The organism is Streptomyces sp. PTY087I2 (assembly GCF_001687325.1).
GTDB lineage: Bacteria > Actinomycetota > Actinomycetes > Streptomycetales > Streptomycetaceae > Streptomyces.
Genome location: NZ_LZRD01000028.1, coordinates 76,710 through 99,149, shown reverse-complemented (window position 1 = coordinate 99,149; position 22,440 = coordinate 76,710). Strand labels below are relative to the sequence as shown.

General features: G+C 71.3%; 21 protein-coding genes and 2 tRNA genes. 13 read left to right on the top strand and 10 right to left on the bottom strand.

Annotated features, from left to right (window positions below; genetic code table 11):
- The 3 genes from A3Q37_RS28365 to A3Q37_RS28355 all read left to right on the top strand — a co-directional run.
- A partial coding sequence (locus A3Q37_RS28365) for an AIM24 family protein (protein WP_141693623.1) occupies window positions 1-953 on the top strand: 953 nt, incomplete at its 5' end.
- A gap of 11 nt (window positions 954-964) precedes the next feature.
- Window positions 965-1,645: an AIM24 family protein gene (locus A3Q37_RS28360; protein ID WP_065488640.1), complete on the top strand. Its 681-nt coding sequence runs from the start codon at window positions 965-967 to the stop codon at window positions 1,643-1,645.
- Between the two features lie 21 nt (window positions 1,646-1,666).
- Entirely contained in the window at window positions 1,667-2,422 is a 756-nt protein-coding gene (locus A3Q37_RS28355; RefSeq protein ID WP_065488635.1) for an AIM24 family protein, read from the top strand.
- Window positions 2,423-2,510: 88 nt separating this feature from the next.
- On the opposite strand, the gene A3Q37_RS28350 is transcribed toward A3Q37_RS28355, so the two are convergent.
- Window positions 2,511-3,059 (bottom strand): NUDIX hydrolase, encoded by a 549-nt coding sequence (locus A3Q37_RS28350; RefSeq protein WP_065488633.1) that lies wholly within the window; start codon window positions 3,057-3,059, stop codon window positions 2,511-2,513.
- On the bottom strand, window positions 3,056-4,480 hold the full coding sequence (locus A3Q37_RS28345) for a zinc-dependent metalloprotease (protein ID WP_065488629.1): 1,425 nt from the start codon (window positions 4,478-4,480) through the stop codon (window positions 3,056-3,058). Before A3Q37_RS28345 ends, A3Q37_RS28350 begins: the two co-directional genes overlap by 4 nt.
- A 190-nt stretch (window positions 4,481-4,670) precedes the next feature.
- On the opposite strand from A3Q37_RS28345, the gene A3Q37_RS28340 reads away from it, so the two are divergent.
- From A3Q37_RS28340 to A3Q37_RS28330, 4 genes are all read left to right on the top strand, one after another.
- On the top strand, window positions 4,671-5,822 hold the full coding sequence (locus tag A3Q37_RS28340; protein ID WP_065488627.1) for an SDR family oxidoreductase: 1,152 nt from the start codon (window positions 4,671-4,673) through the stop codon (window positions 5,820-5,822).
- Window positions 5,823-5,944: 122 nt separating this feature from the next.
- The gene (locus tag A3Q37_RS28335; RefSeq protein ID WP_065488625.1) at window positions 5,945-6,406 is read left to right on the top strand and encodes a molybdenum cofactor biosynthesis protein MoaE; all 462 of its coding nucleotides are present in this window, start codon (window positions 5,945-5,947) and stop codon (window positions 6,404-6,406) included.
- 126 nt (window positions 6,407-6,532) lie between these two features.
- Window positions 6,533-6,703, top strand: a complete 171-nt coding sequence (locus A3Q37_RS37385) for a hypothetical protein (RefSeq protein ID WP_006127438.1) — start codon at window positions 6,533-6,535, stop codon at window positions 6,701-6,703.
- Window positions 6,704-6,804: 101 nt separating this feature from the next.
- Window positions 6,805-7,920 carry a PDZ domain-containing protein gene (locus tag A3Q37_RS28330; protein ID WP_065488622.1) on the top strand — a complete coding sequence of 372 codons (1,116 nt, stop codon included), beginning with the start codon at window positions 6,805-6,807 and terminating at the stop codon, window positions 7,918-7,920.
- Window positions 7,921-8,007: 87 nt separating this feature from the next.
- On the opposite strand, the gene A3Q37_RS28325 is transcribed toward A3Q37_RS28330, so the two are convergent.
- Window positions 8,008-8,568: a PPA1309 family protein gene (locus A3Q37_RS28325; protein WP_255311973.1), complete on the bottom strand. Its 561-nt coding sequence runs from the start codon at window positions 8,566-8,568 to the stop codon at window positions 8,008-8,010.
- 135 nt (window positions 8,569-8,703) lie between these two features.
- Here A3Q37_RS28325 and A3Q37_RS28320 point away from each other — a divergent pair, with 135 nt between their 5' ends.
- The 4 genes from A3Q37_RS28320 (at window position 8,704) to A3Q37_RS28305 (ending at window position 14,448) form a co-directional block, all read left to right on the top strand.
- Window positions 8,704-11,718 (top strand): UPF0182 family protein, encoded by a 3,015-nt coding sequence (locus A3Q37_RS28320; protein WP_065488618.1) that lies wholly within the window; start codon window positions 8,704-8,706, stop codon window positions 11,716-11,718.
- Between the two features lie 42 nt (window positions 11,719-11,760).
- Window positions 11,761-11,834 (top strand) — tRNA-Met (locus tag A3Q37_RS28315).
- A gap of 226 nt (window positions 11,835-12,060) precedes the next feature.
- Window positions 12,061-14,166 (top strand): tetratricopeptide repeat protein, encoded by a 2,106-nt coding sequence (locus A3Q37_RS28310; RefSeq protein WP_065488616.1) that lies wholly within the window; start codon window positions 12,061-12,063, stop codon window positions 14,164-14,166.
- A gap of 208 nt (window positions 14,167-14,374) precedes the next feature.
- Window positions 14,375-14,448, top strand: a tRNA-Met gene (locus A3Q37_RS28305).
- Window positions 14,449-14,555: 107 nt separating this feature from the next.
- On the opposite strand, the gene A3Q37_RS28300 is transcribed toward A3Q37_RS28305, so the two are convergent.
- Window positions 14,556-14,975, bottom strand: coding sequence for a Fur family transcriptional regulator (locus A3Q37_RS28300; RefSeq protein ID WP_065488614.1), 420 nt, complete (start codon window positions 14,973-14,975; stop codon window positions 14,556-14,558).
- Window positions 14,976-15,139: 164 nt separating this feature from the next.
- Here A3Q37_RS28300 and A3Q37_RS28295 point away from each other — a divergent pair, with 164 nt between their 5' ends.
- On the top strand, window positions 15,140-16,591 hold the full coding sequence (locus tag A3Q37_RS28295) for a catalase (protein WP_065488612.1): 1,452 nt from the start codon (window positions 15,140-15,142) through the stop codon (window positions 16,589-16,591).
- An 80-nt stretch (window positions 16,592-16,671) separates the two neighbouring features.
- Here A3Q37_RS28295 and A3Q37_RS28290 read toward each other — a convergent pair whose 3' ends face one another.
- Entirely contained in the window at window positions 16,672-17,076 is a 405-nt protein-coding gene (locus A3Q37_RS28290) for a cyclic nucleotide-binding/CBS domain-containing protein (RefSeq protein WP_006127444.1), read from the bottom strand.
- Between the two features lie 136 nt (window positions 17,077-17,212).
- Window positions 17,213-18,013, bottom strand: a complete 801-nt coding sequence (gene hisN, locus A3Q37_RS28285; protein WP_065488609.1) for a histidinol-phosphatase — start codon at window positions 18,011-18,013, stop codon at window positions 17,213-17,215.
- 122 nt (window positions 18,014-18,135) lie between these two features.
- Here hisN and A3Q37_RS28280 point away from each other — a divergent pair, with 122 nt between their 5' ends.
- Window positions 18,136-18,762, top strand: a complete 627-nt coding sequence (locus tag A3Q37_RS28280; RefSeq protein WP_065488604.1) for a TetR/AcrR family transcriptional regulator — start codon at window positions 18,136-18,138, stop codon at window positions 18,760-18,762.
- Here the strand turns inward: A3Q37_RS28280 and A3Q37_RS28275 are convergent.
- The 4 genes from A3Q37_RS28275 to A3Q37_RS28260 form a co-directional block, all read right to left on the bottom strand.
- A complete protein-coding gene (locus A3Q37_RS28275) occupies window positions 18,719-19,042 on the bottom strand; it encodes a multidrug efflux SMR transporter (RefSeq protein ID WP_065488600.1) in 324 nt (107 codons plus the stop codon). The two genes, A3Q37_RS28280 and A3Q37_RS28275, sit on opposite strands and share 44 nt — an antisense overlap.
- A 166-nt stretch (window positions 19,043-19,208) precedes the next feature.
- Window positions 19,209-20,225, bottom strand: coding sequence for a ribosome small subunit-dependent GTPase A (gene rsgA / locus A3Q37_RS28270; protein ID WP_065488596.1), 1,017 nt, complete (start codon window positions 20,223-20,225; stop codon window positions 19,209-19,211).
- A 3-nt stretch (window positions 20,226-20,228) separates the two neighbouring features.
- A complete protein-coding gene (aroA, locus tag A3Q37_RS28265) occupies window positions 20,229-21,581 on the bottom strand; it encodes a 3-phosphoshikimate 1-carboxyvinyltransferase (RefSeq protein ID WP_065488650.1) in 1,353 nt (450 codons plus the stop codon).
- 103 nt (window positions 21,582-21,684) lie between these two features.
- The gene (locus tag A3Q37_RS28260; RefSeq protein ID WP_032763277.1) at window positions 21,685-22,398 is read right to left on the bottom strand and encodes a M50 family metallopeptidase; all 714 of its coding nucleotides are present in this window, start codon (window positions 22,396-22,398) and stop codon (window positions 21,685-21,687) included.
- Window positions 22,399-22,440 lie beyond the last annotated feature (42 nt).

The window sequence follows — 22,440 nt, the reverse complement described above, 5'->3', positions numbered from 1 at the left end:
CCGCGCCCACGCCGCCGCCCGCGCCGCAGCAGCCGATCCACGCGGCGCCGACGATCGCGGCCCCGCTGGCGCCCCAGGCTCCCATGCCCCCGCAGGCGCCCCAGGCCCCGTCCCCGTACGGCCAGCCCCAGCAGCCGCAGTTCGGCCAGGTCCCGGGCCAGGCCGCCCCGCCCGCCGCTCCCTTCGGCCAGCAGGCACCCGCTCCCTACGGTCAGCCCGCGCCGTCCCCGTACGGTCAGCAGCCCCCCGGCTCCATGCCCCCGGGCGTTCCGCAGGGCGTGCCGGCCGCGGGCGCGGGGCTTCAGGCGGCCCTCCAGCCGTACAAGGAGACCGCGACCGGGCAGCGCTGGACCCCGCAGAACCAGCAGCTCATGCGCGTCGACCTGACCATGGGCGGAGCCGGGGTCCTGGCCCGCCAGGGCAGCATGGTGATGTACCAGGGCAAGGTGGACTTCGGCTACAAGGGCGCCGGTTTCGTCGGCCGCGCCGTGGGCAACGCCACCGGCCAGGAGATGCAGCTGATGCGCTGTACCGGCCGGGGCCAGGTCTTCCTCGCCGAGGAAGGCTCGTACCTGCACCCGATCGAGTTGCAGGGCGACGGCATCTGCGTCTCCGCCGAGAACGTCCTCGCCTTCGACGAGTCCCTCCAGTACGAGGTGCGCAGGGTCGAGGGCCACGGCATCCCCGGCGGCGCGCTGTTCACCATGCTGTTCCAGGGCAGCGGCACCGTGGTCGTGAAGACCCACGGCACCCCGGTCGTCCTGCCGGTCACGCCCACCACGTTCGCCGACTGCAACGCGGTGGTCGCCTGGTCGGCCGCCTCGCAGGTGATCGTCTCCAGCCAGGTCCGGCTGCGCCGCAACGCGTACCCCGGACACAGCGGCGAGACCGTGAACCTCCAGTTCCGGGGCGCCCCCGGCAACTTCATCGTCGTCCAGCCCTACGAGGTCTGAGGGAGCCCGTCATGAACCAGCAACTCGCGGGCTTCGCCCCGACCCCCGTCACGGCCCGGATGGAGAACCACGGCAGCACCATGCTCAAGGTCGCCATGGCCTCCGGGCAGGACCTCTTCGCACGCACCGGCTCGATGGTCGCGTACGAGGGCTTCATCCAGTACGAGCCCAACCCGCCCGCCGTCCGGCAGATCGCCTCCCAGTGGATCACCGGCGAGGGCGCACCCGTCATGAAGTGCTCCGGCGACGGGCTCCTCTACCTCGCCGACTACGGCGCCGACGTGGTCGTCATCAACCTCAACAACGAGTCCATCTCCGTCAACGGCACCAACCTCCTCGCCTTCGACGCCCACCTCACCTGGGGCGTCGAGAAGGTCAAGGGGCTCGCCAAGTTCGCCGGACAGGGCCTGTGGAACGTCGTCGTCCAGGGCACCGGATGGGTCGCCATCACCTCCCGGGGCACCCCGATCGTCGTCGACTGCGGACGCGGCGAGGACGAGACGTACGTCGACCCGGACGCGCTCGTCGCCTGGTCCCCGAACCTCAAGGTGAAGGGCAAGCGCAGCTTCAAGGCGGGCTCGCTGATCGGACGGGGCAGCGGCGAGGCGTACCAGATGGCCTTCTCCGGCCAGGGCATCGTCGTCGTCCAGCCGAGCGAGGACAGCACGGACCGCCTGCGGATCCGGAACTGACGGGGAGGGAGAACACACATCATGCAGAGTCCGCTTTTCAACTACACCGAGCAGCAGACCCAGGACCGGTACGCGATCCAGAACCCGCAGCTCCTGCGGGTCGCGCTGACCGGCCACGACGACGTCCTCGCCCGTAAGGGCGCGATGGTCGCCTACCAGGGCCTGATGGACTTCGACGGGGAGTACCAGTCCCAGGGGCAGCGGCGCGCCCGCGCGCACACCGGCGAGGGCCTGGACCTGATGCGGGTGTCCGGCCAGGGCACCGTCTACCTCGCCAACCTCGCGCAGTACATCCACGTCGTGGACGTCGACCGCGAGGGCATGACCGTGGACAGCTCCTACGTCCTCGCGCTCGACTCCTCGCTGCACACCGAGGTCATCGCGGTCGACAGCCAGTACGGCATCTCCGGCAGCGGCAAGTACCAGCTCAACATCTCCGGCACCGGCAAGGTCGCCCTCATGACCTCGGGCCAGCCGCTGATGATGCAGGTCACGCCCGACAAGTACGTCAACGTCGACGCGGACGCGATCGTCGCCTGGTCCAGCTCCCTGCGCGTGCAGATGCAGGCCCAGACGCACTCCTCCGGCGTCTTCCGGCGTCGCGGCAACACCGGGGAGGGCTGGGAGCTGAGCTTCCTCGGCCAGGGCTTCGCCCTCGTCCAGCCGAGCGAGGTCATGCCTCCGCAGAACGCCCAGATCGGCCAGGGCGCCCGCGCCCAGTTCGGCATGGGCCAGCACGGCTCCCACGGCCAGAACCAGAACAACGCCTGGAACTGACCGGCACCCGCGGCACAGCCGGTAGCGGTAGCGGTAAGGGGCGGCCTCCATGGAGGCCGCCCCTTACGCATGTCCGTTCAGCCCGCCGTCACAGCCGTGACCGCGTCGCCTCCAGCAGCCGGACGACCGAGGCGTCGGCCACCTCGGGCACGTCCGCGTAGCCGAACCAGCGCAGCTCCAGGGACTCCTCGCTGATCCGCTCCGCCGCTCCGGCCGGGGCCAGCGCGGCGTACTGCACATCGAGATGCCAGTTGCAGGGGGACGGGATCGGGTGCCGGTCCAGCCGGACCGGTCCGCCGGGCAGCAGGGTGAGCCCCGTGATGCCGGACTCCTCCGTCGCCTCCCGGAGCGCCGCCGCCTCCAGACCGGCGTCCTGCGGCTCGCAGTGGCCGCCCATCTGGAGCCACATCCGGAGCTTCCGGTGCAGGGTCAGCAGAACCTTGCCCCGCTCCGGATCGATCACCAGGGCGCTGGCCGTGAGATGCCCCGCCCCGCACGCTTTCCACATGCCGTCGTCGTGGTGTGCCAGATGGTCCAGGTAGGCCTGACGCAGCTCCGCCTGTTCACCGTGCGTGTCCTCGGGGCCCTCGGGGGCGTACCCCTTCAGTACGAGGACGGCGTCGTCGTGCAGGCTCACTGGTCGGGGCCGCCCTTGCCGTCTTCCTTGCCCTCATCGCTCTCGGAGGGCTTCTGCGGGCCCTTCGCCGCCTCGCCGAGCATCTTGTCCAGCTCGGAGAAGTCGGCCTGCTCGTGGTGGACGAAGCCGTCCGGGTCGTCCAGGTCGTGGGCGGTCGGCAGCATGTCCGGGTGGGCCCAGAGCGCGTCGCGGCCCTCCAGACCCCGGGCGTCCGTGAGCGAGGCCCACAGGCGCGAGGCGTCCCGCAGTCGGCGCGGGCGCAGCTGGAGACCGATGAGCGTGGCGAACGTCTGCTCGGCCGGTCCACCGGAGGCGCGACGCCTGCGCATCGTCTCGCGCAGCGCGTCGGACGAGGTCAGCCGGGACTTCGCGGCCTCGTGGACCACCGCGTCCACCCAGCCCTCCACCAGCGCGAGCGCCGTCTCCAGCCGGGCCAGCGACGCCTTCTGCTCGGGCGTGTCCTCCGGCTGGAACATGCCCTGCTGAAGGGCGTCCTGCAACTGCTCCGGCTGCGAGGGGTCGAACTGGCCGACGACGTCCTCCAGCTTGCTGGTGTCGACCTTGATGCCGCGCGCATACGCCTCGACGGCACCGAACAGATGCGACCGCAGCCACGGCACATGGGCGAAGAGCCGCTGGTGAGCGGCCTCGCGCAGGGCCAGATACAGCCGGACCTCGTCCTGCGGGACGCTGAGGTCCTTGCCGAACCGCTCCACGTTCAACGGGAGGAGCGCGGCCTTGCCCGCGGGACCGAGCGGCAGCCCGATATCGGTGGAACCGACCACCTCACCGGCCAGCGTGCCCACGGCCTGCCCGATCTGCTGACCGAACATGGCACCGCCCATCGACCGCATCATGCCGATCAGCGGGCCCGCCATGGCCTGCATCTCCTCGGGCAGCACATCGCCCATCGCCAGGCCCACCCGCTCGGCCACCGGGTCGACGAGCTGCTGCCAGGCCGGCAGCGAGGCCTCGACCCACTCCGCGCGGCTCCACGCCACCGTGGAGACCGAACCGGACGGCATCGACGTCACACCGTCCAGCCAGAGGTCCGCCAGGCGCAGCGCCTCGTCGACCGACGTGCGCTCCGACGGGCCGACGCTGGCGTCCTTGGAACCGTCCGGGGCGCCCTGCGACACCGTCTGCCGGGCGATCTGCTTGGCCATGTCCCAGTTCACGGGACCGCCCTCGTAGCTCAGCATCTGGCCGAGCTGCTGGAAGGCCGCACCGAGATCGTTCGGATTCATCGAGCCGAACATTGCGGCGAACGGGTTGTCCCCGCCCGCCCCCGGCCCGAAACCGAACGGGTTTCCCGTCCCGCCCGCGCTCTGCCCACCTTCGGTGGGGTCCTTCTTCTTGCCCTCGTCGCCGTTCTCCGGCTCCTCCGGCGGAAGGCCGAATCCGAATGGGGTGTCACTCACGGGTTTCCTCGGCTCGTAGGGCCGCCGGCTCGAACCGACGGCGACTGCCCGACATCACCATCCAGCGTAGACACCACGCCCGCTTCGGGCCTCAGTGCTCCGCCGGCTCCCGGCCTGCGGCAGGATGGACGCCACCTGGTACGTACGCGTCATTCGGGTACGTACTGAAGACAACCGCTGGAGACGCCCGGTGAGTTCCCCAGATCCGCAGGTTCGCGCAGCGCGAAACCTGACCGACCCCTCGCCCGAGAGCACACCCGAAAACAAACGCCCCAGGTCCCCCGGAAACCGGGGTCCCGTCGTCGCGGTCACCGGCGCCGCCACCGGCATCGGCGAGCTGCTGACCGCCCACCTCGCCGCATCCGACGCGATCAAGCAGGTCATCGCGATCGACGAGCGCCGCGGTGAGATCTCCGAGGCGACCTGGCACATCCTGGACGTACGGGACCCGGCGATCGCCGAGAAGCTGCGCGGCGCTGACGTCGTCGTGCACCTGGCCCTCGATCTCGACCTGGAGACCGACCCCGCCGCCCGCACCGCGTACAACGTACGCGGCACCCAGACCGTGCTCACCGCCGCGGCCGCCGTCGGGGTCCACCGGGTCGTGCTGTGCACCTCGGCGATGGTCTACGGGGCGCTCGCCGACAACGACGTGCCGCTCTCCGAGGACGCGGAGCTGCGCGCCACCGCGGAGGCCACCGGCGTCGGCGACCTCCTGGAGATCGAACGGCTCGGCCGCCGGGCCCCGCGCGCCCACCCCGGGCTCAACGTCACCGTCGTACGCCCCACCGTCCTGGTCGGCGGCACCGACACCGCCCTGACCCGCTACTTCGAGTCCCCGCGCCTCCTGGTCGTCGCCGGATCGCGCCCCACCTGGCAGTTCTGCCATGTCGAGGACCTGGTGACGGCGCTGGAGTACGCCGCCCTGGAGAAGATCGACGGCGAGTTCGCGGTCGGCTGCGACGGCTGGCTGGAGCAGGAGGAGGTCGAGGAGCTCAGCGGCGTACGACGGATGGAGCTGCCCTCCGCCGTCGCGCTCGGCGCCGCCGCCCGGCTGCACCGGATCGGCCTCACCCCGTCCCCGGCGGGCGACCTCGCGTACACGATGCACCCCTGGGTGGTCAGCGTCAGCCGGCTGCACGATGCGGGCTGGCGGCCGAAGTGGACGAACGAGGAGGTGCTCGGCGCCCTCCTCGAAGAGGTCGAGGGCCGCCACACGCTCGCCGGACGCCGGCTCGGCCGCAAGGACGCCACCGCCGCCGGAGCCGCCGGAGCCACGGTCGCCCTGCTCGGCGCCGCCGCGGTCGTCCGCCGCGCCCGCAAGGCCCGCCGCCGCATCTGACCGCCCACCCGTTCCGACCACGCACCGCGCCCGGGGCCCTGTAGGAGGCTCCAAAACGGTCGGCCGGCCGCCGGTAGAAGAGGCAATTCCGGGATGTCGGAGCCGTACGGCACGATGGGAGCATGGCACCCACCCACGACCACCCCGGCGAGTACGCGGCGGCCGACCCCGTCCGGCTGCTGGCGATCCGGGACACCCCGCTCTCCGTCGACGAGGTCTTCCGCGCCGTCGGCGACGACGCGGCGGGCGGCATCGCGCTCTTCGTCGGCACCGTGCGCAACCACGACGCGGGGCAGGACGTCGGCGCGCTCGGCTATTCCTGCCACCCCTCGGCCGAGGACGAGCTGCGCCGGGTGGCCGAGAAGGTCGTCGCCGACTTCCCGGTCCGTGCCCTGGCGGCCGTCCACCGAGTGGGTGAACTGGAGGTGGGTGACCTGGCCGTCGTCGTCGCGGTCGCCTGCCCGCACCGCGCCGAGGCCTTCGAGGCCTGCCGCAAGCTCATCGACGACCTCAAGCGCGAGGTTCCGATCTGGAAACACCAGCGCTTCTCGGACGGCACGGAGGAGTGGGTCGGAGCCTGCTGAGCGCAAACCGTACGGGGGCGCATCAGCCCCGATTTGCGTAACCGCACCCCCGCCATGAGCGTTGGTCTTCCGGATCGTTAATCTGCTGATCGGGCATCCGGTCGCTCATGGGGTAGGGAGGTCGTGATGGCGGCACTCGCTTGGCTGTTGATTCCACTTATCGCTGCTGTCGGTGGTGCGATATGGGCGAGTTGGGCAGCCCGCAATCGCACGACCGGCGATGTCACCGAACTCGCCGGCTACGCCAGGTTCCGTGACGCGATGGAGAAATCGCACTCCGGTTCCGAGGCTCTCTGAGACCGACGCACGCCGCGTGACCACCTTCCGCCGCGTTCCGGTCGCCTCGTACGGACCGGCCCCGGCGGTGCACTGACAGGCCCTTCCCGTACTGTCGTTCCATGCCACGCCGCACCGCGACGATGCTCGCCTCCGCTCTCGTCCTCATCGCGCTGCTCTGCGCAGGTGTGCTGATCAAAGTGCCGTACGCGGAGATGTCTCCCGGACCGACGGTCAACACGCTCGGCGAGGCGCGTGGCGAGCCCGTCCTCCAGATCTCCGGTCGCAAGACGTACCCGGCGTCCGGCCATCTCAACATGACGACCGTCCGCGTCACCGGGGCGGACTACCGGATGAACATCTTCGAGGCCGTCCACGGCTGGCTGGCCCACGACAGCGTCGTGGTGCCGCACGACACGCTCTACCCCAACGGCAAGACCGAGGAGGAGTCCACCCAGGAGAACGCCGAGGAGTTCAGCCAGTCCCAGGAGAGCGCCAAGGTGGCCGCTCTGAAGGAACTGGGCATCCCGGTCTCCACGCAGGTCGTGGTCTCCACGGTGGTCAAGGGCAGCCCCTCCGAGGGCAAGCTGCACGCGGGCGACGTGATCAAGGACGTCGACGGCACGGCGGTCAAGGAGCCCGGCGACGTCGCGAAGCTCGTCACCGAACACCGCCCCGGCGAGAACGTCACCTTCACCATCGTCCCGGCGAAGGAGGCCGCCGCGGCCGAGAAGGCCGGCCGCGACCCCGAGGGCGACGAGAAAGTCACGATCAAGACCGTGAAGGCTCCCGCCGCCGAGAGCGACGGCGAGGAGGGCGGCAAGGACCGGGCGATCGTCGGCATCAGGGCCGGGACGGACCACACGTTCCCGTTCGAGATCGACATCAAGCTCGCGGACGTCGGCGGGCCGAGCGCCGGGCTGATGTTCTCCCTCGGCATCATCGACAAGCTCACCCCGGGCGATCTGACCGGCGGCAAGTTCGTCGCCGGCACCGGCACCATCGACGACGCGGGGACCGTCGGACCGATCGGCGGCATCACCATGAAGCTGGTCGGCGCCCGCAACGCCGGCGCCCGCTACTTCCTCACGCCGGACGACAACTGCGCATCGGCCGCCGCCGACACACCGGACGGGCTCACGCTCGTGCGGGTCAAGACGATCGAGGACGCCACGAAGTCGCTGGAGCGGATCAAGGCGGGGAAGACCACCGGCCTGCCGAGCTGCTCGACCGGCTGACGACCGCCCGGCCGGGCCGGTGTACGGGGCCGGGCCGACGGCCGCGCCGCCCGGGGACCCGTACGACGGCCCCGGGCAGCGGCCGGATCAGGACTCGAACGTCGCCGCGAGCGCCTCGGCGAGGCCGGGCACCAGACCGGCGCCGGTCAGCACCTCGGTGGGGGAGTCCTTCTCCCGCAGCCGTACGGCGGACTCGCGCGCCCCGTCCCGCAGGACGGCCACGGTCATCCGCACCTCCTGCCGGTCGGGGTGCTTGGCCACCCACTGGGTCAGCTGCTTGTCGCTGAGCCCGTCCGGCACGGACGCCTCGGCGGACGGCGGCAGCATCAGCCGCTCCACCGTCATGGCGCAGCCGGCCACGGCGTCGGGCCAGGCGATCGTGGCGAGGAAGTCGTCGAGCGCGGTGCCCGGCGGCAGCTCGTCCTGCTCGATCGGGGTGAGGGCGGCGACCGAGGAATTGGGGTCCTCCAGGCCCAGCTGAGCGGCGAGGCCGGGCTCCTGGGTCCGCAGCCGGTCGGTGTCGACCAGGGCGAACAGCCGGGCGGGCTGGTCCCAGCCGAGGTTGGAGGCGTAGGCGTCGATTTCGAGGACGGCGACGGTCAGCGGACTCGCGGCCATCGGGGGTCCTGCGGGGGAAACGTTGGGCATGAGCAATATCCTGCCTCCTTCCGCCCCGGGAACGGGAACTAGGTAAAGCCTCAGTAAGTTGCATAGGTGGGCTCTAGGATCGCTGGGCCTGTTCACACGACCGCGAACTTCGAGGTGCGCACGTTGGCTTTCCAGATGCCGGACCGCGGCGGAGGCCCGACCGGGCCACGGATCAGAGTCGGCCGCCCGTCCCGGCGCGCCCGTACCCTGCTCATGACTTTGGGTGTCCTGGCGGTTCTCGCCATGGCCTTCGTCATGTTCGCAGGGTTCTGGACGGACTGGCTCTGGTACAGGTCGGTCGCGTATTCATCCGTCTTCACCACCACCCTGTGGACCAAGATCGGGCTGTTCCTCGTCTTCGGACTGCTGATGGCGCTCGCCATCGGCGTGAACATCTGGCTCGCGCACCGGCTCCGGCCGCCGCTGAGCGCGATGTCGCTGGAGCAGCAGAGCCTGGACCGCTACCGCATGAGCATCGCCCCCTACAAGAAGTGGGTGCTGCTCGCCGTCACGGCGCTCGTCGGACTGATCGCCGGAGCCTCCGCCTCCGGCCAGTGGCGTACGTGGCTGATGTACGTCAACGGCGTGGCGTTCGGCCAGAAGGACCCCCAGTTCCAGCTGGACGTCTCCTTCTACGCCTTCGACCTGCCGTGGTACCGCTTCATGCTGGGCTTCGGCTTCGCGGCGACCGTGCTGTCGCTGATCGCCGCGGCGCTGACCCACTATCTGTACGGTGGGCTGCGCATCACCAGCCCCGGCGCCCGGGCCACCGGGGCGGCCACCGGCCACCTCTCGGTCCTTCTCGGCATCTTCGTCTCCCTGAAGGCCGTGGCGTACTGGCTCGACCGGTACGGGCTGGCCGTGAAGTCCAGTGACTTCAAGGCCACCGACAACTGGACGGGTCTGAGGTACGTCGACGCCAACGCCTATCTCCCGGCGAAGACCATCCTGTTCTGCATCGCCGCGATCTGCGCGGTGCTGTTCTTCGCGACGCTCTGGCGCCGCACCTGGCAGCTCCCGGTCATCGGCTTCGGCCTGATGGTGCTCTCGGCGATCCTGATCGGCGGGCTCTACCCGGCGATCGTGCAGAAGTTCCAGGTCCAGCCGAACGAGCAGGCCAAGGAAGCGCCGTTCATCCAGAAGAACATCAATGCCACACGCGACGCGTACGGCATCGATGACGCCAAGGTGGACGACTACGACGGTCAGGCGACCACGGAGGACGACACCAAGCTGCGGGCCGCGGCCAACACCGCCGCCAGCTACCGCGTGATGGACCCCAACGTCGTCTCCCCGGCCTTCCAGCAGCTCCAGCAGCGGAGGAACTACTACCAGTTCCCGAAGACGCTCGACGTCGACCGCTACAAGGACAAGGACGGCAAGGAGCAGGACACGATCATCGGTCTGCGTGAGCTGAACATCCAGGGCCTCCCCAAGCGGAACTGGATCAACGACCACTTCACGTACACCCACGGCTACGGCGCCATCGCGGCCCGCGGCACGACCACCGGCACCAACCCGACGGGGTCCCCGGACTTCACCGAGTCGGGTCTGCCCTCCACCGGTGAGTTCGGGAAGTACGAGCAGCGGATCTACTACGGCGAGAAGACCGAGCAGTACTCCATCGTCGGCGGGCCCCAGAAGGAGCTCGACTACGAGGAGGACGGCGAGAAGACCACCAGCTACGAGGGCGACAGCGGGGTCAGTCTCTCCAACTCCTTCAACCGTGCCGCGTACGCGGTCGCCTTCAGCGAGCCGCAGATCATGTACTCGGGAGCCATCGGTGACGGCTCGCGGATCCTGTACAACCGCACGCCCAAGGAGCGCGTCGAGGCGGTCGCCCCGTGGCTGACCATCGACGGCGACGCCTACCCGGCGGTCGTCGACGGCCGGATCAAGTGGATCGTCGACGCGTACACCACGACCAACGGCTACCCGTACGCGTCCCGTACGACGCTCGGCGACACCACGGCCGACTCGCTGACCACCAACCAGCGCGCGGTCGTCGCCCAGCAGAACCAGGTCAATTACATCCGCAACTCGGTGAAGGCCACCGTCGACGCGTACGACGGCAAGGTCAAGCTCTACGAGTGGGACACCGAGGACCCGGTCCTCAAGACCTGGCGCAAGGCGTTCCCTGGCACGGTCGAGTCGCGCGGTGACATTCCGCAGGCGCTCATGGACCACCTGCGGTATCCGCAGGACCTCTTCAAGGTCCAGCGCGAGCTGCTGACCCGCTACCACGTCGAGGACCCCGCGCAGTTCTACAGCGGCTCCGACGCGTGGCAGGTGCCGGACGACCCGACCAACAAGGAGCCGGGCTCCGTCCCGCCGTACTACCTGAGCATGAAGATGCCGGGACAGGACGCGCAGGAGTTCTCGCTGACCACCACGTTCACCCCGAGAGGGCGTCCCAACCTGGGGGCCTTCATGGCGGTGAACGCGGACGCGGCCAGCAAGGACTACGGCACCATGCGGCTGCTGCGGGTCACCTCCACGGTGAAGGGCCCGGGTCAGGTACAGAGTGAGCTCAACGGCAACGACGACGTCGCCGAGTTCGTGAGGAACCTGAAGGGCACCGACTCGGACATCGAGTACGGAAACCTGCTGACGGTTCCGCTGGAGGGCGGCTTCCTGTACATCGAGCCGGTCTACACGCGCGGTGGCAACCAGAACTACCCGCTGCTGCGCAAGGTGGCCGCCTCGTACGGTTCGAAGATCGTCTTCGAGAACAACCTCAAGGACGCGCTCAACGCGGTCTTCGGCGTCGAGGACGACGGGTCCACGACCCCGCCGGACACCCAGGAACCACCGGGTGAGACCGACGATCCGCCGAGCACCGGCAGCGCCGCCCTCAAGAAGGCCATCGCGGACGCCCAGAAGGCGTACTCCGACGGCGAGAAGGCGCTGAAGGAGCAGGACTGGCCGGCTTACGGCAAGGCCCAGGAGGCTCTTCAGGAGGCTCTGGAACGAGCCGCCGCCGCGCAGCCCAAGGCGGGCAGTGAGGGGGAGAAGGCCGACAACGCCGGGAAACCGGCGGGCGACGCCAAGCCGGAAGGCGATGCGAAGCCGGCGGGCGACGCCAAGCCGGACAGCGGCGGTGCCAAGCCGGACACTTCGGCCGAGCAGGCCTCCGACCAGGGCAGCTGAGCAGGGCCCACCCCGCGTCGTGGTACGGTTTCACCACAACGACGCGGGGTGGAGCAGCTCGGTAGCTCGCTGGGCTCATAACCCAGAGGTCGCAGGTTCAAATCCTGTCCCCGCTACTGAAAGACGAAGGCCCGGATTCCCTTGGGATCCGGGCCTTCGTCGTGTCCGTTGTGTGTGCGGGCCGTGTCGGTCCCGGGCTGGGGGCGTGAAGTGCGGTTCGCTGGGCAGCAGTTGCCTCCAGGCGTGTTTGACTTGTCTCCCTGTGGGCATGTCGACAAAACGCTGTAGTGACCTCACTGGCCGCGATATACCAGGTGTACGCGGGTTACAGGTGGTGCGACGATGGTATTTATGGGGGACAGGGCAACTCTGTTGGAGACAGGGCGGTTTGTGCAGCAGCGCGGCCAAGATGCGGAAAGCGCGGTAGACGCGGCTTTCGCCGCTGCCATCGCCGGGACGGGCGCACCGGTCCAGCGGACCGGCGCCGCCGACGTGTGCGCCGACGTCGCCGCCCCGTCCGACGAGGACACCACGGACGCGGTCGACGCCGCGGACAGCGCCGAGAGCGAGGCGCGCCACCGCCGTGCCGCCGACGCGGGGGACACCGCGTCCATGAGCGTCCTGGGCGCGCTGCTGCTGCGTCGCGGGGAGCTGGACGGCGCGGAGCGGTATCTGCGTGCCGCCACCGCCGACGGGGACCGGGCCGCCGCGAACAACCTGGGCGTCCTGCTGCACCAGCGTGGCTACCCGGACGAGGCCGCCGGCTGGTGGCGTATCGCCGCCGTGGCCGGTTCCGCCGCGGCCGCCCACGCGCTCGGCCGGCACTTCCGCGAGCGCGGCGACGAGCCCGGCGCGGAGTACTGGCTGCGCCAGTCCGCCGAGCAGGGGCACGCGCTGGGCGCGTACGCGCTGGCCGACCTCCTGGAGCACCGCAGCGACGTCGGCGCCGAGCGCTGGCTGCGCGCCGCCGCCGAACAGGGACACCGCGAGGCCGCCTACCGGCTGGCCCGCGCCCTGGAGCGGAAGGCCGTCGAGGATCCGCACGACGCCTTCGGCCTGGGCCGGGGCGCCGCCTCCGGCGGAACCGGAACGGGCCTCGGCCTGCCCGGCGCCACGCCCCCGCCGGTGCCGGCCCCCGCAGGAGACAAGAGCGCGACCGGCAAGGGCGCCGCTGGCAAGAGCGCGGCCGACAAGGGCGCGGCCGACGGCGACAGCCCCGTGGCGGGCCCCGCCGCCGGCCGGGTCGGCGAGGCCGAGCAGTGGTACCGCCAGGCCGCCGCCCGGGGGCACCGGCGTGCCGCCCTGCACCTCGGCGCGATCCTGGAGCAGCGCGGCGAGCTCAAGGAGGCCGGCCGCTGGTACCTCACCTCCGCCAAGGACGGCGAGCCCCGCGCCGCCTGCGCGCTCGGCTTCCTGCTGCGCGACGCGGGCGACGAGGAGAGCGCCGCCGTGTGGTGGCTGCGCGCTGCCCAGGACGGCGACGGCAACGCCGCCAACGCGCTCGGCGCGCTGCACGCCGCACGCGGGGAGCAGCAGACCGCCGAGCGCTGGTACCGGGCCGCCATGGACGCCGGTGACGTCAACGGGGCGTACAACCTCGGGCTGCTCTGCGCCGCCCAGGACCGCACCCCGCAGGCCGAGCAGTGGTACCGCCGCGCCGCGTACGCCGGACACCGCGAGGCCGCCAACGCGCTCGCCGTGCTCCTCCTCCAGGCGGGCGACCACGCCGGGGCCGAGCCCTGGTTCTCCAAGGCGGCCGAGGCGGGCAGCGTCGACGCGGCCTTCAACCTCGGCATCCTGCACGCCGGACGCGACGAGGACCGTACGGCGCTGGGCTGGTACGAGCGCGCCGCGGCGGCCGGGCACACCGACGCGGCGCTCCAGGTCGCCATGGCGCTGCTGCGCGACGGCGACGACCAGGAGGCCGAGCGGCACCTGCGCTGCGCGGCGGGCGGCGGCAGCGCCGAGGCCGCGTTCCGGCTGGCCGGGGTGCTGGACGCGCGCCAGCCGCCGCCGGGCCCACCCGCGCTGGGTGAGCCGATGCCGGAGAAGACCGAGTGCGAGGAGTGGTACGAGCGGGCCGCCCAGCAGGGCCACCGCCGTGCTCAGGTCCGGGTCGGCATGCTCGCCGCCGCCCGCGGGGACGTGGAGAGCGCCGCCCACTGGTACCGGGAGGCCGCCGAGGCGGGCAGTCGCAACGGGGCCTTCAACCTCGGGCTGCTCCTGGCCCGCGAGGGCAGCGAGCGCGAGGCCGCCCTGTGGTGGACCCGTGCGGCCGGCGCCGGACACGGCCGGGCCGCGCTGCGCCTGGCGCTCCTCGCCGCCCGCCGGGGCGAGCTCACCGAGGGGCAGCGCTGGTGTGCGCGGGCCGTGGAGCTGGGCCCGGCCGAGGTGGCCGAGCGCGCGGCGCGGCTGCGCGAGGCCCTGCACCAGGAGCTGACCGCGTGACGCTGTGTCAGTCGGCCTCGGGGCCGCGTGACACAGCGGGCGCCTGACCCTGGGGTCGCGTAACGCCAGAGGGCGCCTGGCGCCAGGGCTTGCCCGGCGCCGGAGCCGCGTAACGCCAGGGTCCGCCTGCCCCGGGGCCCGCCCGGCCCAGGGCCGCGTGAATGAATTTGCGCTGCCCGACCCGCTGACGTAATGTTGCATTCACCGACGCGGGGTGGAGCAGCTCGGTAGCTCGCTGGGCTCATAACCCAGAGGTCGCAGGTTCAAATCCTGTCCCCGCTACTGAAGACGAAGGCCCGGATCTCATCGAGATCCGGGCCTTCGTCATGTCCGGGCACGCAAAGAGCCGGGCCCGCCTGTCGCAGCAGGCGGGCCCGGCTTCGGACGGCTCAGGCCGTGGTGGCGCAGTTCGGGCAGATGCCGCGGTACGTCACCTCGACGTCGGAGACCGTGAAGCCGTAGCGCTCGTCCGCCGGCAGGTCCGCCAGCGGGTTGCCCGCCGGATGCACGTCCCGGATCGCGCCGCACCGCGCGCACACCAGGTGATGGTGGGGGCGGTGCGCGTTCGGGTCGTACCGCTTGGCCCGGCGGTCGGTGGAGACCTCCAGCACCTCGCCGAGGGACACCATCTCGCCGAGGGTGTTGTAGACGGTGGCGCGCGAGATCTCGGGCAGCCGGGAAACGGCCCTCGCGTGGACCTCGTCCGCCGTCAGGTGTACGTGGTCCCCGTCGAGGACCTCGGCCACGACACGCCGCTGCGCCGTCATGCGCCAGCCGCGTCCACGAAGTCGTTCCAGCAGGTCGCTCATGCAGCCCAGCCTAACAGTGGGGGAATCGAGTCCCGATCGGGTGTGACTTTGGACGTTCACTTGACTTGGACATTGTCCATTGTAGGATCGAGAATGGCATTGGCCAAGGGACAGGGCTGTACAGGATTTGACCGCTGTGCAGGGATACGACGCAGGAGGCGCACGTGACGCAGGGACCGCTGACGACGGAGGCCGGCGCGCCGGTAGCCGACAACCAGAACAGTGAGACCGCGGGCCCCGGCGGTCCCGTTCTCGTCCAGGACCAGGCGCTGCTGGAGAAGCTCGCCCACTTCAACCGCGAGCGCGTCCCGGAGCGCGTCGTGCACGCCCGCGGCGCCGGCGCGTACGGCACCTTCACGCTGACCCGCGACGTCTCGCAGTGGACCCGGGCGAAGTTCCTCTCCGAGGTCGGCAAGCAGACCGAGACCTTCCTGCGCTTCTCGACCGTCGCGGGCAACCTCGGCTCCGCCGACGCCGTGCGCGACCCCCGCGGCTTCGCGCTGAAGTTCTACACCGAGGAGGGCAACTACGACCTCGTCGGCAACAACACCCCGGTGTTCTTCATCAAGGACGCCATCAAGTTCCCCGACTTCATTCACACCCAGAAGCGCGACCCGTACACCGGCTCGCAGGAGGCGGACAACGTCTGGGACTTCTGGGGTCTGTCGCCCGAGTCGACGCACCAGGTGACCTGGCTCTTCGGCGACCGCGGCATCCCGGCCACGCTGCGCCACATGAACGGGTACGGCTCGCACACCTACCAGTGGAACAACGAGGCCGGCGAGGTCTTCTGGGTCAAGTACCACTTCAAGACCGACCAGGGCATCAAGAACCTCACCCAGGCCGAGGCCAACAAGCTCGCCGGTGAGGACCCCGACAGTCACCAGCGCGATCTGCGCGAGGCGATCGAGCGCGGCGACTTCCCGTCCTGGACCGTGCAGGTCCAGATCATGCCCGCGGCCGACGCGGCGACGTACCGCTTCAATCCGTTCGACCTCACCAAGGTGTGGCCGCACGCGGACTACCCGCCGATCGAGATCGGCAGGCTGGAGCTCAACCGCAACCCGGAGAACGTCTTCGCCGAGGTCGAGCAGTCGATCTTCAGCCCCGCGCACTTCGTGCCGGGCATCGGCCCGTCCCCGGACAAGATGCTCCAGGGCCGCCTCTTCGCGTACGGCGACGCCCACCGCTACCGCGTCGGCATCAACGCCGACCACCTGCCGGTGAACCGCCCGCACGCCACCGAGGCGCGGACCAACAGCCGGGACGGCTTCCTCTACGACGGCCGGCACAAGGGCACCAAGAACTACGAGCCCAACAGCTTCGGCGGCCCCTTCCAGACCGACCGGCCGCTGTGGCAGCCGCTCCCGGTCACCGGTGCCACCGGCAGCACCGAGGCTCCCTCCCACGCCGAGGACGACGACTTCGTGCAGGCGGGCGACCTCTACCGGCTGATGTCGGGGGACGAGAAGAGCCGGCTGGTCGAGAACCTCGCCGGGTTCATCGCCAAGGTCTCGCGCGACGACATCGCCGAGCGCGCGATCAACAACTTCCGCCAGGCGGACGGCGACTTCGGCAAGCGGCTGGAAGCCGCGGTCCAGGCCCTTCGCGGCTGACCGGACGCTTGTCGTCGACGGTGGGCCGGATCCCCTCACGGGGGTCCGGCCCACCGGTCGTTCCGGCCCCCCGGGGGGTCTCAGCCGGCCGCCGCGGCGGGTGTGCGGCGGCGGGCGGGGGCCCAGCAGCGGATGATGTCGCGCACCGACACGATGCCCACCGGGCCGTCGCCGTCCAGCACGATCAGATGCCGGAACCCTCCGTGCGTCATGGCTTCCGCGGCCTCCTCCAGGGTCCAGGCCGGGGCGGCGAACACCACGTCGGTGGTGGTGTGGGCGGACGCGGTCTCCCGGTCGGGGTCCATCCCCGATCCGACCGCGTCGAGGATGTCGCGCTCGGTGATGATGCCGAGCCCGCAGGTGTCCGGGTCGTGGACGACAGCTGCCCCGATACGGCGGGCTGACATCAGCCGGGCCGCCTGGCGGAGCGTATGGGTGGGGCCGATGGTGAGGACCACCGTGCTCATGGCGTCACGGACGAGCATGAATCGAGCCACCTCCTCGGTGAGCCGACTCTGTGAGTCGATTCACAAGTTCACAAGTGGGGGGACTCTCAGAGTTGCACCCTTGGGGCGGGTCGACAAGGGGTGAGCGGGCGCGCGCCGGGGGAGTGCACGCAGCTCAGTAGCGCTGGTTGAGGTAGCCCAGCAGCTCGTCGTGGAGAAGGCCGTTCGAGGCTGCCGCGTTTCCGCCGTCCGGACCGTCCGCCCCGTCCAGCGAGGTGTACCGGCCGCCCGCCTCCTGGACGACGATCGCCGGCGCCGCCATGTCCCACAGCGACAGCTCCGGCTCCGCGCAGATGTCCACGGAACCCTCGGCGACCATCATGTACGGCCAGAAGTCCCCGTACCCCCGCGTCCGCCAGCAGGCCCGGGTGAGGTCCAGGAGGCCGTCGAGGCGGCCCTGCTCCTCCCAGCCCGACAGCGACGAGAACGCGAACGAGGCGTCCGCGATCCGCCCCACCTCCGACACCCGCATCCGGGTCGCGGAGGTGAGACTGCGGCCGGTGAACGCGCCCGCGCCCTTCGCCGCCCACCAGCGCCGGTTCAGCGCGGGCGCGGAGACCACGCCCACCACCGGCCGGAAGCCCTCGTCGCCCGCCTCCATCAGCGCGATCAGCGTCGCCCACACCGGCACACCGCGCACATAGTTCTTGGTGCCGTCGATCGGGTCGATCACCCAGCGCCGCGGACCGGTGCCCTCCACCCCGTACTCCTCGCCCAGGATCGCGTCCCTCGGGCGGGCCCGGTGCAGATGTCCCCGGATCAGCTCCTCGGCGGCCTTGTCGGCCTCGCTCACCGGCGTCATGTCCGGCTTGGTCTCCACCTTCAGGTCGAGAGCCTTGAACCGGTCCATCGTCGCGGCGTCGGCGGCGTCCGCCAGTACGTGGGCGAGGCGCAGATCATCGTGGTAGTCGGGCATGCCGCCACAGTATCCAGCGCCGCCGGACAGGGGCTACAGCGCCCCTGCCGCCCGGAACCCTTGACAGCCCCCGGGAGCGCCTCAACCCTGAACGGCAGGATCCCGGGGCGGGGGAGGCGACGATGCCGACAGCGCGGCAGGCCTTGCTGGACGCCGCCCTCCGGGCCCTGGCCGACCGGCCCTGGCGCGCCGTGCGCATGGCCGACGTCGCCGGCCTCGCCGGTGTCTCGCGCCAGACGCTCTACAACGAGTTCGGCACCAAGGGCGGACTGGCCGAGGCCCTTCTGCGCCGGGCCGCCGACGGCTATCTCGCCGGGGTCGACCGCGCCCTGACCGCCCCCGTGCCCGACCGCCCGGCCGCCGTCGCGCTCTGGACCCTCCGGGCCGCCCGCCAGGACGTGCTGGTCAGGGCGCTGCTCACGGGGCACTGGGCGGAGGGACTGCCCCGCCCGGACCGGCGGTCAGGCTCCTCCCGGGGGCGTCCGGGCGGGAAGCCGCCGCCGGGCCCCGACGAGCTGCTCGCGCTGGTACGGGACCGGATGGCGGCGGCGTCGCCCGGGATCCCCGCCGGGCGCTGCGAGATCGCGCTGCGCCTCGCGCTGTCCTGTGTGATCGTGCCGCTGGTGGAGGACGACGCCGCGGACAGCCGCGCGCTCCGTCTCGTACGGGAGGCGACGCGGCCGCTGGTGCGGGAGCGGGCGGGGCTCAGTGGGCCGAGCCGGACAGCTGGAGGCCGATCACGCCGATGATCACCAGGGAGATCGACACCAGCTTCAGGGTGGAGACCACATCGCCGAGGAAGACCATGCCGTAGATCGCGGTCCCGGCGGCCCCGATCCCGGTCCACACCGCGTACGCCGGACCGACGTCCAGTTTCCGCAGCGCCAGGGTCAGCAGCCCGAAGCTGCCGAGCGCGAAAATGGCGAACGCGATCGTCGGCCAGAGCCGGGTGAATCCGTGGGAGAGCTTCAGACACACGGCGAAGCCGGTCTCCAGCAGTCCTGCGACCACGACCAGCAGCCACGCCATCGTCAGTTGCCTCCCGCGTAGGTGACGGCTTCGTCCCGCTCGGTGCGATTATGCCTTTACCGGTCGTTGAAGCTCGCAAACATGCCCGGGGCGCTCAAGCCGATTCCGGCCGGGACGAGCCGTGCGGAGGGGCTGGCTCCGTCCCGTACGGGAGGGGCCGGTTCCGTCAGTCGCCCTCGCGCCTCTCGCGGGTGGCGAGGAGCCGGCGCAGCGAGTCCAGGCGCGCCGGGTCGGCGTGCCCCTCGGCCACCCAGGCGTCCAGCGCGCATTCGGGCTGGTTGCCGTCGTGGGTGCAGCCGCGCGGGCACTCCTCGGTGCCCGGCTCCAGGTCCGGGAAGGCGTGGATGACGCGCGACGGGTCGACGTGGTGCAGCCCGAAGGAGCGCACGCCCGGGGTGTCGACCACCCAGCCCCGGTCGCCGGGCAGCGGCAGCGCGAGGGCCGAGGTGGTGGTGTGCCGCCCCCGGCCGGTGACCGCGTTGACGTTGCCGGTGGTCCGCCGCCGGTCCTCCGGCACCAGGGCGTTGACCAGCGTCGTCTTGCCGACCCCGGAGTGCCCGACGAACGCGGTGACCTTCCCCTCCAGCAGCTCGCGCACCCGCTCCGCCGCGTCCCCGTTCTCCAGCTCGTCCCGGCTGGTCACGATGTACGGGACGCCGAGCGGGGTGTACGCCTCCAGCAGCTTGTCCGGCGACGCCAGGTCGGATTTGGTCAGCACGAGGAGCGGGGTGAGCCCGCCGTCGTACGCCGCCACCAGACAGCGGTCGATCATGCGCGGGCGGGGCTCCGGATCGGCCAGCGCGGTGACGATCGCCAGCTGGTCGGCGTTGGCGACGACCACGCGCTCGTACGGATCGTCGTCGTCGGCCGTGCGGCGCAGCACCGTACGGCGCGGGGCGATCCGCACGATCCGGGCCAGGGTGTCCTTCTCGCCGGAGAGGTCACCGACGATGGAGACGGTGTCGCCCACCACGGCGGCCTTGCGCCCCAGCTCGCGGGCCTTCATCGCGACCACGGTCCGGCCGTCGACGAGGCAGGTGAGCCGGCCCCGGTCGACGGTGAGGACCATGCCGTCCTCGGCGTCCTCGTGCTTGGGCCGGATGTGCGTACGCGGCCGGTTGCCCTTGCGGTTGGGGCGGACGCGGATGTCGTCCTCGTCGGGGTTCTTCCCGTAGCGGCGCATGATCTAGATCCCGAGCATCCCGGTCCACATGTCCGGGAAGTCCGGCAGGGTCTTGGCGGTCGTGCCCACGTTCTCGATCTCCACGCCCTTCACCGCCAGGCCGATGACCGCCCCCGCGGTGGCCATGCGGTGGTCGTCGTACGTGTGGAAGACGCCGCCGTGCAGCGGGCGCGGGCGGATGTGCAGCCCGTCGGCGGTCTCGGTGACATCGCCGCCCAGCTCGTTGATCTCCTTGGTCAGCGCGGCCAGCCGGTCCGTCTCGTGCAGCCGCAGATGGGCGACGCCGCTCAGCGTGGAGGGGGAGTCGGCCAGGGCGGCGACCGCCGCGATGCCCGGGGTCAGCTCGCCGACCTCGCCGAGGTCCACGTCGATGCCGTGGATCCGGCCCGTACCGGTGAAGGTCAGTCCGCGCTCGGTCAGCTCGCAGGAGCCGCCCATCGCGGTGAAGATCTCGCGCAGCGCGTCGCCCGGCTGCGTGGTGCGCTCGGGCCAGTCCGGGATCGTGACCCGGCCGCCGGTCACCAGGGCCGCGGCCAGGAACGGCTGGGCGTTGGAGAGGTCCGGCTCGATCGTCAGGTCGCGGCCGAGCAGCGCGGAGGGCGAGACCCGCCAGACGTTGGGCTCGCCGCCCGTCTCCGGCTCGTCCACCTGGGCCCCGACGGCCCGCAGCATGTCGACGGTCATCCGGATGTGCGGCATCGAGGGCAGCACGGCCCCGGTGTGCCGGACCTCCACGCCCTGGTTGAACCGCGGCCCCGACAGCAGCAGCGCCGAGACGAACTGCGAGGACGACGAGGCGTCGATCGAGACCGGGCCGCCCTCCAGCGCCCCGCCGCCGTGCACGGTCAGCGGCAGCGCGCCGCGCCCGTCGTCGTCGATCCGCGCGCCGAGCGCCCGCAGGCCCTCGATCACCCCGGTCAGCGGGCGCTCGTAGGAGCGGGGGTCGCCGTCGAAGCGGATCGGGCCGTCGGCGAGCGTGGCGACGGGCGGCAGGAAGCGCATGACCGTGCCCGCGTTGCCGACGTCCACCGTGGCCGGGCCGTGCAGCCCCGCCGGGATGACCCGCCAGGCCTCGCCCGAGCTGTCCGGGGAGGCCGCGGCGGACGGGCTGCTCGCGGACGAGGAGGAGACGGTCTCCTCGATGCCGACGCCCATGGCGCGCAGCGCCTCGGCCATGAGCAGGGTGTCGCGGGAGCGCAGCGGGCGGCGCAGCCAGCCCGGCTCGGCGGCGAGCGAGGCCAGCACGAGCGCGCGGTTGGTGACCGATTTCGATCCGGGCACGGTGACGGTGGCGTCGACGGCCCCGCTCGCGTGGGGGGCGGGCCAGAGGGCGGGCTGCACGGAACTCTCGGTCATGGCCATCACTTTAGTGGCTCCGAGCCGACCCGGATCCTGAACAAATGGGCGGAAACCGGCTCGTAACGAAAGAGTGGTACGGACCGGAGCGGCCATCCCCGCCTCACCAGCCCAGCAGCCACCGTCCGCCGCCGATCAGCGAGCACAGCGACACCGCGTGGAAGAGGAACAGCCACAGCACCGCAGGGGCGTGCGTGAGCCGGGCCAGCTGGTCCGCGTCGGAGTCCGGGGCGCCGCCGTACCGCCGCTTGGACTGGAGCTCGAACGGCGGCCGCACCCCGCCCAGCAGCAGGAACCACACCACCACGTACGCGAACGCCGACTGCACGTCCGAGGAGGCCAGCCAGGACACCAGGAGGAACGTGGTGCCGGTCAGGATGACGGTGAGGGCCCCGTACACATTGCGGATCATCACCAGCATCACCGCGAGCAGGGCCGTCGCCACCCACAGCAGGAGCGTGATCCTGCCGTTCGTCAGCAGCCAGGCGCCGCCCAGGCCCAGCAGGGACGGGGCCGTGTAGCCCGCCGCCGCCGTGAGGATCATGCCGATCCCCGTCGGCTTGCCGCGGCTCACGGTCAGCCCGCTGGTGTCCGAGTGCAGCCGGATACCGGAGAGCTGCCGCCCGGTGAGCAGGGCCACCAGGCCGTGGCCGCCCTCGTGCGCGATGGTGATCGTGTTGCGGGCGAGCCGCCATATCGGGTTCGGTACGACAGCGATGAGCGCGAGCGTGGCCGTCACCACCACCAGCCACTGCTCGGGGGCGGGCTGGGTGCCGGTCACGCGATCCCACAGATCGCCCAATTCGGTGCTGTTCATCGGCCGGGCGACTCCTTGCGGTCGGTGCGGGCGGTCGTGGCA

Bases quoted from the DNA above. Each gene is read 5' to 3' on its own strand.
- A3Q37_RS28360 (WP_065488640.1), top strand. From the start codon at position 965: ATGAACCAGCAACTCGCGGGCTTCGCCCCGACCCCCGTCACGGCCCGG.
- A3Q37_RS28355 (WP_065488635.1), top strand. From the start codon at position 1,667: ATGCAGAGTCCGCTTTTCAACTACACCGAGCAGCAGACCCAGGACCGG.
- A3Q37_RS28335 (WP_065488625.1), top strand. From the start codon at position 5,945: ATGGCACCCACCCACGACCACCCCGGCGAGTACGCGGCGGCCGACCCC.
- A3Q37_RS37385 (WP_006127438.1), top strand. From the start codon at position 6,533: ATGGCGGCACTCGCTTGGCTGTTGATTCCACTTATCGCTGCTGTCGGT.
- A3Q37_RS28330 (WP_065488622.1), top strand. From the start codon at position 6,805: ATGCCACGCCGCACCGCGACGATGCTCGCCTCCGCTCTCGTCCTCATC.
- A3Q37_RS28325 (WP_255311973.1), bottom strand. From the start codon at position 8,568: ATGCCCAACGTTTCCCCCGCAGGACCCCCGATGGCCGCGAGTCCGCTG.
- A3Q37_RS28320 (WP_065488618.1), top strand. From the start codon at position 8,704: ATGCCGGACCGCGGCGGAGGCCCGACCGGGCCACGGATCAGAGTCGGC.
- A3Q37_RS28310 (WP_065488616.1), top strand. From the start codon at position 12,061: ATGGTATTTATGGGGGACAGGGCAACTCTGTTGGAGACAGGGCGGTTT.
- A3Q37_RS28300 (WP_065488614.1), bottom strand. From the start codon at position 14,975: ATGAGCGACCTGCTGGAACGACTTCGTGGACGCGGCTGGCGCATGACG.
- A3Q37_RS28290 (WP_006127444.1), bottom strand. From the start codon at position 17,076: ATGCTCGTCCGTGACGCCATGAGCACGGTGGTCCTCACCATCGGCCCC.
- hisN (WP_065488609.1), bottom strand. From the start codon at position 18,013: ATGCCCGACTACCACGATGATCTGCGCCTCGCCCACGTACTGGCGGAC.
- A3Q37_RS28280 (WP_065488604.1), top strand. From the start codon at position 18,136: ATGCCGACAGCGCGGCAGGCCTTGCTGGACGCCGCCCTCCGGGCCCTG.
- A3Q37_RS28275 (WP_065488600.1), bottom strand. From the start codon at position 19,042: ATGGCGTGGCTGCTGGTCGTGGTCGCAGGACTGCTGGAGACCGGCTTC.
- rsgA (WP_065488596.1), bottom strand. From the start codon at position 20,225: ATGCGCCGCTACGGGAAGAACCCCGACGAGGACGACATCCGCGTCCGC.
- aroA (WP_065488650.1), bottom strand. From the start codon at position 21,581: ATGACCGAGAGTTCCGTGCAGCCCGCCCTCTGGCCCGCCCCCCACGCG.
- A3Q37_RS28260 (WP_032763277.1), bottom strand. From the start codon at position 22,398: ATGAACAGCACCGAATTGGGCGATCTGTGGGATCGCGTGACCGGCACC.